Annotated in this window: 9 protein-coding genes; all 9 read right to left on the reverse strand. The window is 67.1% G+C overall.

Translation table 11 applies throughout. From position 1 onward, the window contains the following. The 9 genes from ASD42_RS33320 to ASD42_RS33360 all read right to left on the reverse strand — a co-directional run bounded on the left by ASD42_RS33320 (window position 1) and on the right by ASD42_RS33360 (window position 9,052). Window positions 1–1,350: an LLM class flavin-dependent oxidoreductase gene (locus ASD42_RS33320; RefSeq protein ID WP_056824790.1), complete on the reverse strand. Its 1,350-nt coding sequence runs from the start codon at window positions 1,348–1,350 to the stop codon at window positions 1–3. Further along, complete coding sequence (locus ASD42_RS33325; protein WP_056824792.1) at window positions 1,347–2,111, reverse strand: ABC transporter ATP-binding protein; 765 nt, start codon at window positions 2,109–2,111, stop codon at window positions 1,347–1,349. Before ASD42_RS33325 ends, ASD42_RS33320 begins: the two co-directional genes overlap by 4 nt. Further along, window positions 2,087–2,947, reverse strand: coding sequence for an ABC transporter permease (locus ASD42_RS33330; protein ID WP_056824796.1), 861 nt, complete (start codon window positions 2,945–2,947; stop codon window positions 2,087–2,089). Before ASD42_RS33330 ends, ASD42_RS33325 begins: the two co-directional genes overlap by 25 nt. Beyond that, window positions 2,947–4,038 (reverse strand): ABC transporter substrate-binding protein, encoded by a 1,092-nt coding sequence (locus ASD42_RS33335; protein WP_056824798.1) that lies wholly within the window; start codon window positions 4,036–4,038, stop codon window positions 2,947–2,949. The genes ASD42_RS33330 and ASD42_RS33335 overlap by 1 nt, the downstream gene beginning before the upstream one ends. Before the next feature lie 204 nt (window positions 4,039–4,242). After that, window positions 4,243–4,710, reverse strand: coding sequence for an SRPBCC domain-containing protein (locus ASD42_RS33340; RefSeq protein WP_056824801.1), 468 nt, complete (start codon window positions 4,708–4,710; stop codon window positions 4,243–4,245). A 35-nt stretch (window positions 4,711–4,745) separates the two neighbouring features. Next, on the reverse strand, window positions 4,746–5,942 hold the full coding sequence (locus tag ASD42_RS33345; RefSeq protein WP_056824805.1) for an ROK family transcriptional regulator: 1,197 nt from the start codon (window positions 5,940–5,942) through the stop codon (window positions 4,746–4,748). Window positions 5,943–5,967: 25 nt separating this feature from the next. After that, window positions 5,968–7,209, reverse strand: a complete 1,242-nt coding sequence (locus ASD42_RS33350; protein WP_056824807.1) for a sugar ABC transporter permease — start codon at window positions 7,207–7,209, stop codon at window positions 5,968–5,970. Further along, on the reverse strand, window positions 7,206–7,970 hold the full coding sequence (locus ASD42_RS33355; RefSeq protein ID WP_056824810.1) for an ATP-binding cassette domain-containing protein: 765 nt from the start codon (window positions 7,968–7,970) through the stop codon (window positions 7,206–7,208). Before ASD42_RS33355 ends, ASD42_RS33350 begins: the two co-directional genes overlap by 4 nt. Next, window positions 7,970–9,052, reverse strand: a complete 1,083-nt coding sequence (locus ASD42_RS33360) for a sugar ABC transporter substrate-binding protein (protein WP_056824892.1) — start codon at window positions 9,050–9,052, stop codon at window positions 7,970–7,972. The genes ASD42_RS33355 and ASD42_RS33360 overlap by 1 nt, the downstream gene beginning before the upstream one ends. Window positions 9,053–9,280: the final 228 nt, after the last annotated feature.

Raw genomic sequence — 9,280 nt, forward strand, 5'->3', positions numbered from 1 at the left:
TCATCCGGCTAGAGCGGCACTGCGGGCGAACTGACTCTCCGGGCGCGCGAGCCCGAAGTGGTCGCGCAACGTGGTCCCGGTGTACTCGGTGCGGAACAGCCCGCGCTCCTGCAGGATCGGCACCACCGTTTCGGCGAATACCTCGAGCCCACCGGGGTAGTACGGCGGCATCACGTTGAAGCCGTCCGCCGCGCCCTGGGTGAACCACTCTTCGATGGTGTCGGCCACTTGCTCGGGCGTTCCCGCGAACACCCGGTGTCCGCGCGCGCCTGCCAGCCGGTGCAGCAGCCCACGCAGGGTCGGCCGTTCCCGCTCGACGATGCCCGCCACCACCTGCAACCTGCTGCGCCCGTTGTCGGTGACATCGCCTGCCCCCGCGAACGTTTCGACGGGCACCAGCTCGTCGAGCGCGAGGCTGCGCAGCGAGGTACCGGTGATCGATTCCAGCTGCTTGAGCCCGTATTCGGGCACCGTCAGCTCGTTGAACTCGCGCTCCAACCGCAGAGCCGCGGCCTCGGTGTCGGCGATGAACGGGCTGATCCCGGGCAGGATCTTCACCTCGTCGGCGGTACGGCCGAACTCGGTGGCCTTGGACTTGATATCGGCGTAGAAGGACTGCGCGTCCGACAGTCGCTGATGGGCCGTGAAGATCGCCTCCGCGTACTTGCCCGCGAAGGCACGGCCCTCGTTCGACGCCCCGGCCTGCACCAGCACCGGACGTCCCTGCGGGGTCCGCGCCGAGTTGAACGGTCCACGCACACTGAGATGTTCGCCGACGAAGTCGATCGGATGGATCTTGTCCGGATCGGCGTACACACCGGCGGCGCGGTCGAGCACGATCGCGTCGTCCTCCCAGCTGTCCCACAGCCCGACCACCGCGTCGACGAATTCCCGTGCGCGGGCATAGCGTTCGGCGTGGTCCGGGTGGCGTTCGAGCCCGAAGTTGGCCGCGGCCAGATCGGTGCCGGTGGTGACGATGTTCCAGCCCGCGCGTCCACCGGAGATGTGGTCGAGCGAGGAGAACAACCGCGCCAGGTTGTAGGGCTCGTAGTAGGTGGTCGACGCGGTCGCGATCAGGCCGAGATGTGTTGTCGCCGCGGCGATCGCGGTGAGCAGCGTGATCGGCTCCAAGCCGGGCGCGGCGTTGTGACGAACATCGGTGCGCAGGGCGGGCCCGTCGGCGAAGAACACCGCGTCGAGCTTCGCCGCCTCCGCGGTACGCCCGATCTCCTGGTAGTAGGAGACGTCGTAGATGCGGTCGGGCCTGCTGTCGGGATGCCGCCAGGCGGCCTCATGGTGCCCGGACGGGTAGATGAACGCGTTCAGACTCAATTGACGCGGTGCACTCATGACGCCTGTTTCACTTTCTCTGAATCTGTTGTGTCGACGCCGAGCCCGTTCAACAGCACTTCCCGCAGCCGGACGAACTCCGGGTGCGCGTGCCTGCGCGGGCGCGGGGTCTCGATGCGCTGATCGATAGTGATCCGGCCCTCGTCGAGGACCAGCACCCGATCGGCGAGCAGCACGGCCTCGTCCACATCGTGGGTCACCAGCAGCACGGCGGGCCGATGCCGCGCGCACAGAGCCTGGAGCAGGGCGTGCATCCGAATCCGGGTCAGCGCGTCGAGCGCGCCGAACGGCTCGTCGGCCAGGAGCAGTTCCGGCTCACGCACCAGCGACCTGGCCAAGGCCACCCGCTGCTGTTCACCGCCGGAAAGTTCTCGCGGCCAAGCCTTCTCGCGTCCGGCCAACCCGACCTCGGCCAGTGCGGAACGCCCGCGCTGCTGCGCGTCGCGCCCGGTCAGCCCGAGCACCACATTGTCGAGGACGCGCGACCACGGCAGCAGCCGCGAATCCTGGAACACCACCGCGCGTTGTGTCGGCACCGTCAGCTCGCCGGATCCCGGTACCTCGGAATCGAGTTCGGCCAGCGCCCGCAGCAGCGTGCTCTTACCGGACCCGCTGCGCCCGAGCAGCGCGACGAACTCACCGCGCCGGATCTCGATATCGATGCCGTTCAAGACGATTCGCTCGCCGAAGCCGCGGGTCAGAGCGCGGGTGCGTACGACGACCCGCTCGTCGGAGCTCAGTCGCCCAGTGTCTGTCGCCATGCCAGCACCTTTCGTTCCGTTGCCCGCACGGCGAGATCACCGAACAGTCCGAGCAGCCCGTAGATCACCAGACCGACGACGATCACGTCGATCTGGCCGTAGGTGCGCGCCTGGGTCATCAGGTAGCCGATGCCGCTGGTCGCGTTGACCTGTTCGACCACCACCAGCGCCAACCAGGAAATGGTCACCGCCAGCCGCAGCCCCAGGAAGAAGCCCGGCAACGAGCCCGGCAACGCGATGCGACGCAGAAATCCCCACCGCGACAGCCCGACGGTCTCGGCCAGTTCCACATAGCGCGCGTCGACACTGCGCAGGTAAGCGTGGGTATTGATGTAGATCGGAATGAGCACGCTGGTGGTGATCACGATCAGCTTCATCTGCTCGCCGATCCCGAACCAGACGATGAACAACGGGATCAGCGCCAGCGTCGGGATCGCCCGCTTGATCTGCACGGGACCGTCGACCACCGCCTCACCGATCCGGCTCAGCCCCGCGACCAGCGCGAGCACCACGCCGATCGCCACACCGAGAACGAGGCCGATCACGGCACGCTGCAACGAGGTCAGCAGGTTCGACTGCAACCGCCCGTCGGCGATCAGGTCGCCCGCGGTCTGCGCGACCGTCCACGGCGCGGGCAGGGTCTCCGGGTCGATGGCACCGATCGCGGAACCGATCACCCAGGTGCCGATGAGCAGCACCGGACCGAGAGCGAAACCGAACGGGATCGGCTTGCCCGGTCCCAGTTTGCGCCGACCCCGCCCACGCGGGGCGAGCGCCTCGACCGGGGCGGTGCTGTTCCTGAGCTTGCGCAGTGCCCCCGCGTCGATGGTGGCCATCAGCTCACCGCCGGTGCGAACGCGGCCCCGCTGGCAGTGACGGCCTCGGTGACCGCGGCATCGAAGCGCAGGTCGAAACCGTCCACAGCCTTGATCTTCTTCGGCAGCTCGCCCACGGCGTCGATCGCGTCGATCGTGGTCTGCTGCCGGGCGATCAACTGCTGGTCGAGGTGCGGGAAGGTGTAGGTGCCCAGCGATTCGACGATCCGCTTGGCGTCGTCGGCGCTGACCTTCTGGCTTCCGACGTAGTAGCGGGTGGCCCATTCCTCGCGGTGGGTGTTGGTCCACTGCCAGGCCCGCACGAACGCGCCGACCAGAGCACGGGTCGCGGCGGCCTTCGCCGGATCCTGGACCACCGCCCGGCGCGCGTACACGTAGGCGAGGCCGCTGTAGATGCCCGTGGTCTCCGAGTCCGGGATCAGCGAGGCGCCCTCGGTGCGGAGGAACCGGGTCACGTTGGGTTCGATCAGCGGCGCGACATCGACCTGAGCGGTGCGGACCGCGTCAGGGAACTCGGCCAGCTGCAGCCGGACCAGCTCCACATCGGTGGGCTTCAGACCCGCCTTGGTGAGCGCCTTCAACACCGCCGCCTGCTGGGCGGTGCCCTCGGCGTAGGCGATCTTCTTGCCCTTCAGATCCGCGAGCTTGCTGATCGAACGGCCCGGCGCCACAGCGAGTTTCAGGGCTTGGGGGTTGGTCTGGTAGGAGCCGACGATCGGCACGTCCTGGCCCGCGGCCAGCGCATGGATCGGTGGCACATCGCCGACCTGACCCACGTCGGCCGCGCCCGCCCGGAAGGCCTCGAGGATGGCCGGGCCACCGACGAAGTTCGCGAACTCGATCTTGAACGGCAGCTTGTCCAGTTCGCCGGACAGCCGCAGCGCCGATTGCAGACGTTCCGACTGATCGGCGACGACGAGCGTGGTCCCCGGTGGAACCTCGGTGGGTAGTGGCGCGTCGGGGGTGCCGACCGGTGTGTCGTTGCCTTGCGCGCAGCCGGTCAGGCCGAGCGTCGCAACGGTTGCCATCGCGAGAAGTGCGGCGGTGGCGCGGCCACGCAGGCCGGGTCGAAAGGTGTTCGGTCGGTGCATAGAAGGATTCAAGCAACCGCGATCACCCCCGAACACCATTAGCCTTGCCATGATTTGAAGTGCTCGGCTACTTCTCGGCATCGAGTACCGCGTCGGAGTCGGGCGTCATCCCCGGCGGGTACGGGAGCCGGTGCGGCTCCGAACGGCGCCACGCAAGCTGCCAGCAGCGGTGGTTCGGCACCAGTCGTTGCGGCGCACCGTGTTTCAGTCGATCGTGCCCCGCTCCGCCAGCGAGGCCAGCTTGGTCAACGCTATCTGCCAGGTCCCCTCGTTGTCGGCGAGACCGAGTCCCGGCGGAACCCCTTCGTGCAGGACATCGAGGAGGGTGCCACCGTCAACGTCGGTCAGTGTGAAGGTGACCGACTGTGCGCCGGTCATCTCCGGCCGCACCGTGACGAACTCCAGCACCTCGACCACCTGTTCGTCCGGAACCAGCGATCGGAACGTCCCGAAGTAGGCATCGTGCTGCAGATCTGTATCGCCCGCGTCGGTGGAGGCGTCGTAGGTGATGGTGATCGAGAACGATCCGCCCTCGACCGGCTCGAACCGATGCACCTCGCTGGTCATCCCGTCGGGCACCATCCAGGCACCTACCGCGTCGCCGTCGAGCAACAGGCGGTAGACGGTGGAGCGAGGCGCATTGATGTGCGTACCGATCCTGGTGGTCGCCATGACTTCACGATAGTCGCCACACCGGCGCCGATCGATCAACTGCCGCAGGCGCGTGCCAGTGTCTGCAGCGGGTCGGTCAGCACGTCGACGAACGCCAGTTCCGCGGCCCCGATGAGCGGGGCGTCGTCGGCCAGCGCGGAGGTCCGGAGCCGGACGCGCTCACGGACCGCCAACAGCCCGTTCACAACCAACCGGCTCCGGACCTGCGCGGCCGAGGCGAGGTAGATCTCGCGCAGTACCCCGCCGAACACGACCATCGTCGGGTTGAAGATATTGACCAGGTTGGCCACCCCGAACCCGAGCCAGTCGCCGACCTGGTGCAGCGCATCGCGGGCGGTCGCGTCACCGCGGGCCGCCGCGTCGACGATCGCCTCGACCGCAGCCCGGCCGGTGAGGTCGGCCCGGCCCACCAGCGCGATCAGCGCCAACTCCCCCGCCTCTGCCTCCAGGCAACCGTGCGAACCACACCTGCACGCCCGTCCGCCCGGGTTCACGATCATGTGCCCGACCTCGCCGCCGTAGCCGCCCTCGCCGCCGAGCAGCTCGCCGCCCATGATGACGCCACCACCGATGCCGACTTCACCGTGCAGATAGATCAGATCCGACACCCCGGCGCCGACACCGCGCTCACGCTCTGCCAGCGCACCCAGGTTGGCATTGTTGCCGACCACGACCCGGACACCGAGCCGCTCGGACAGTTTCGCACCGACCGGCACATCCACCCAGCCGATATTCGGCCCGTACCGCACCACGCCGTCGCCCTCGCGCACCATTCCACAGAACGCGAGCCCGACACCCACACAGACACTGTCGGACCCGGCCGAGCCGATCATCGTCTCGGCCATCACCGCCAGTGATTCGATCACCTCGTCGGGATCGAATGCCGTACTGTCACGCGGTGTTTCGCGCCGGTCGAGAATCACGCCGCCGAGACCCACCCGCGCCACCGCGAGCCGGTCGGCACCGACATCCAACGCGAGCACATACACCCGTTCCGATTCGGGCCGCACCACCAGCGACGGTCGTCCGGCCCGGCCCGTCTGGCGTGGCAGTTCCTCACTCACCAGCCCGGCAGCGGCGAGATCGGTGGTCAGGGCCAGAATCGTGCTGCGGTTCAAGCCCATTCGCTCGGCCAGCTCCGCCCGCGAGACCGGGCCACTCACATGGACGTGGCGCAGCAGCGCGGCGAGATTGCGGGTTCGGATCTCGTCCGGGGCGGGTGCAGCCCTCATTCGGCCCAGCCTTCCCGGTCGATGGTCAACTTCCTGGCAGCGAACGCTTGCGCGACAGTGCGTCCACCCCCGCCGCGAGCAGCAGGACAAATCCTGTCACAACGAATTTCGTGCCCGCGCTGTAGCCCATCAGCCCCATCCCGTTGTTGATCACCGCGACCACCGCGGCGCCGAGCACCGCGTCGAGCATCCGGCCGCGACCACCGAACAGGCTGGTGCCACCGATCACCGCCGCACCGACCGCGGTGAGCAACACATCGGAACCGCCGGTGTTCGGATCCACGGAGTTGGCCCGCGAGGCCGCGATCAACCCGCCGACGGCGGCCATCGTCGAACAGAGCACGAACGCGCTGATCTTGATCCGATCGACCGGAATGCCCGCGCGCCGAGCGGCTTCCACACTGCCGCCGACCGCGTAGACATGCCTGCCGAACGAGGTGCGATTGAGCACGAAGGTCCACAGCAGCAGCAGCGCGATGATGATCGGCACCACGATCGGCATGCCCTGCAGCGAGTTGACCTCCGGGTTACGGCTGCGCTCGTCATTGAGCACCAGCACCGCCACCCCCGCGACGAACGCGACCGCCGCGATCCGCACCGCGACCACCGGCGCCGTCTCGCCGGTCAGCCCGAGTGTGTTGCGCGCCCGCAACTTTCGGTACTGCACGAACGAGAACCCGCCGAGCAACACCAGATACATCACCCAGCCGAGCAGGGGCGGCACATTCTTGTTGGCGATCGCCAGGATCGTCTCGTCGTGGATGGAGATATTGCGGCCGTTGTCCATGATCTTCAGTGCGACACCCTGCAGCGCGAGGAACGCGGCCAGCGTCACCACGAACGACGGGACACCGATCTTCACCACGATCGCACCGATGGTCAGCCCGATCACGACCCCGGTGAGCAGCGACACGAGTACCGCCGCGTACCAGGGCCACCCCTTGTCGGTGAGCAGCACTGCGAGCACCGCCGCGCACACACCACTGGTGAAGCCGGCCGAGAGGTCGATCTCCCCGAGCAACAGCACGAAGATCAACCCCATCGCGATCACCGCGATGGCGGCGCCCTGGGTGAGCAGGTTCGCGATATTGCCCTGGGTCATGAACACCGGCCGCGCGATCCAGAACACGACCGACAGCACGACCAGCGCGATGACCGAGGGCAGCGCACCCATGTTGCCGCTGCGAATCCGCCCGACATAGCCGGTGACCAATTCGGTCATCGGCGCGGCGGGCTCGGCGGCCTTGTCCGTCACGACCACACTCATGCCCGCACTCCGATTCCGAGACTCCCGCTGCGGCCGGAGGTGATCAGTTCCACGACCTGCGAATGGGTCACATCGGCGGTCCGCACCTGCGCGGCCATCCGGCCCAGATACAGTGCCGCGATGCGGTCCGATACCGCGAACACGTCGTTCATGTTGTGCGAGATCAGCACCACCGCAAGACCTTTGTCGGCCAGGCGGCGCACCAGTTCGAGGACCTGCTGGGTCTGGGCGACACCGAGCGCCGCGGTCGGCTCGTCTAGAACCACCACCTTGCTGTTCCACAGCACGGCCTTGGCGATGGCGACGGTCTGGCGTTGTCCGCCCGACAGGCTCGCCACCTTCTGCCGCACGGACTTCACCGTCCGCACCGACAGACCGGCCAGCGTCGCGCCCGCGAGTTCCTCCATGCCGTACTCGTCGAGCACGATGCCGTGCTTCTTCTCGCGGCCGAGGAACATGTTCTGCACGATGTCGAGGTTGTCGCAGAGCGCGAGATCCTGATAGACGATCTCGATCCCCAGTTCGGCCGCGTCCCTCGGATTGCCGATCTGCACCGGCTCACCGTCGAACAGCACCTCACCCGCGTCGATGGCATGGGTGCCGCCGATGCACTTGACCAGCGTGGACTTGCCTGCGCCGTTGTCGCCGACCAGCGCTGTCACCTCACCGCGGTAGGCGGAGAAGTCGATGTCGTGCAGGACGTGAACCGGGCCGAAACTCTTCTCTAATCCGCGCAATTCGATGAGCGGGGTCTCGGTCATCAGCGCACGCCGTTATCCGCGCAGAGCTTCGCGAATTCACCGGTGCACAGCTCGGCCTTGTCGACGAAACCGTCCGCCACGACGTCGTTCACGTTGCTTTTGAAGATCGCCTTCGGCTCGAGCAGCACCGCGGGCACCTTCGTCTTCGCCTCGGGGTCGTCGACGGTGCTCGGCGCCTCGCCCTTCTCGCCATTGGCCAGCGCGATCGCCAGCTTCGCGCCGGCGGCGGCCTCGAGGTTGATCGCCTTGTACACGGTCATGCACTGGTCACCGGCCAGGACGTTCTGCAGACCCTGCACCGTGGCGTCCTGACCCGTCACCGGAATCTGCCCGTTGAGCTTCTGCTTCTTCAGCACGGCGATGGCGGCATTGGCCAGACCGTCGTTGGCCGCCACGGCGCCACCAAGGTTCGGCGTGCCGGTGAGCATCTGTTCGAAGATGGTGCCCGCCTTGGTGTTGTCCCACTCCGGGACGGCCTGATCCGGGCCCTTCACGTATTCGCCCGCGTCGAACTTCGGCTTCAGCGCGCCGTCGTAACCGCTCTTGAACAGGGCGGCGTTGTTGTCGGTGGGGCCGCCGTTGAGGTAGGCGACCACCGGCTTGGCGGCCTGCTTGTCGGCCAGGCACTTCGCGAGACCGTCGCCCATGAGCTGTCCGACCTTCACGTTGTCGAACGACACGTAGTACGGCGCACCGCCGCCGAGGGTCAGCCGGTCGTAGTCGATCACGGTGACGCCCTGCGCTTTTGCCTTCTGGATGACGGCCTTGCCGGTGCCGCTGTCGAGGTTGGTGATCATCAGCACCGAGGCGCCGTTGGTGATCATCTGATCGGCGATGGTCTGGAAGGCGTTCTTGTCGCCCTGGGCGTTCTGGATGTCTGCCTTGATCCCCGCGGCGTCGAACGCCTGCTGAAGATACTTGCGGTCCGCTGTCTCCCACCTCGCCGAGGTCTTGCTGTCGGGCAGGATCACGCCGATCTTGGCGCCACCCCCCGAGGAGTTCGTAGTGTCGTCACCGCAGGCGGTGAGCGAAGTGAGAAGTGCGATCGAGACGGCCGCGATGCCGAAGATCCCCTGACGCATGAGCGTGGGCCTTTCGTGGAACCACCGCCTGTGGGCGGTCGAGCTGGAGCGAATGTTGTTCTCGACAACATACTCCAGAGTGACCTGGCCCACTCGTGATTCGGACATAGCGGTCCGACGAGGTTCCCCGGGAACGCAAAAAGGCCCTCCAACCGAAGTTGGAGGGCCTTTCGCAATGATGTTCCGGCAGTGTCCTACTCTCCCACACCCTGTCGAGTGCAGTACCAT

The organism is Nocardia sp. Root136 (assembly GCF_001427185.1).
Taxonomy (GTDB): domain Bacteria; phylum Actinomycetota; class Actinomycetes; order Mycobacteriales; family Mycobacteriaceae; genus Nocardia; species Nocardia salmonicida.

Coding starts and splice junctions, on each gene's coding strand:
- ASD42_RS33330 (WP_056824796.1), bottom strand. CDS start 2,947: ATGGCCACCATCGACGCGGGGGCACTGCGCAAGCTCAGGAACAGCACC.
- ASD42_RS33355 (WP_056824810.1), bottom strand. CDS start 7,970: ATGACCGAGACCCCGCTCATCGAATTGCGCGGATTAGAGAAGAGTTTC.
- ASD42_RS33340 (WP_056824801.1), bottom strand. CDS start 4,710: ATGGCGACCACCAGGATCGGTACGCACATCAATGCGCCTCGCTCCACC.
- ASD42_RS33360 (WP_056824892.1), bottom strand. CDS start 9,052: ATGCGTCAGGGGATCTTCGGCATCGCGGCCGTCTCGATCGCACTTCTC.
- ASD42_RS33325 (WP_056824792.1), bottom strand. CDS start 2,111: ATGGCGACAGACACTGGGCGACTGAGCTCCGACGAGCGGGTCGTCGTA.
- ASD42_RS33335 (WP_056824798.1), bottom strand. CDS start 4,038: ATGCACCGACCGAACACCTTTCGACCCGGCCTGCGTGGCCGCGCCACC.
- ASD42_RS33320 (WP_056824790.1), bottom strand. CDS start 1,350: ATGAGTGCACCGCGTCAATTGAGTCTGAACGCGTTCATCTACCCGTCC.
- ASD42_RS33345 (WP_056824805.1), bottom strand. CDS start 5,942: ATGAGGGCTGCACCCGCCCCGGACGAGATCCGAACCCGCAATCTCGCC.
- ASD42_RS33350 (WP_056824807.1), bottom strand. CDS start 7,209: ATGAGTGTGGTCGTGACGGACAAGGCCGCCGAGCCCGCCGCGCCGATG.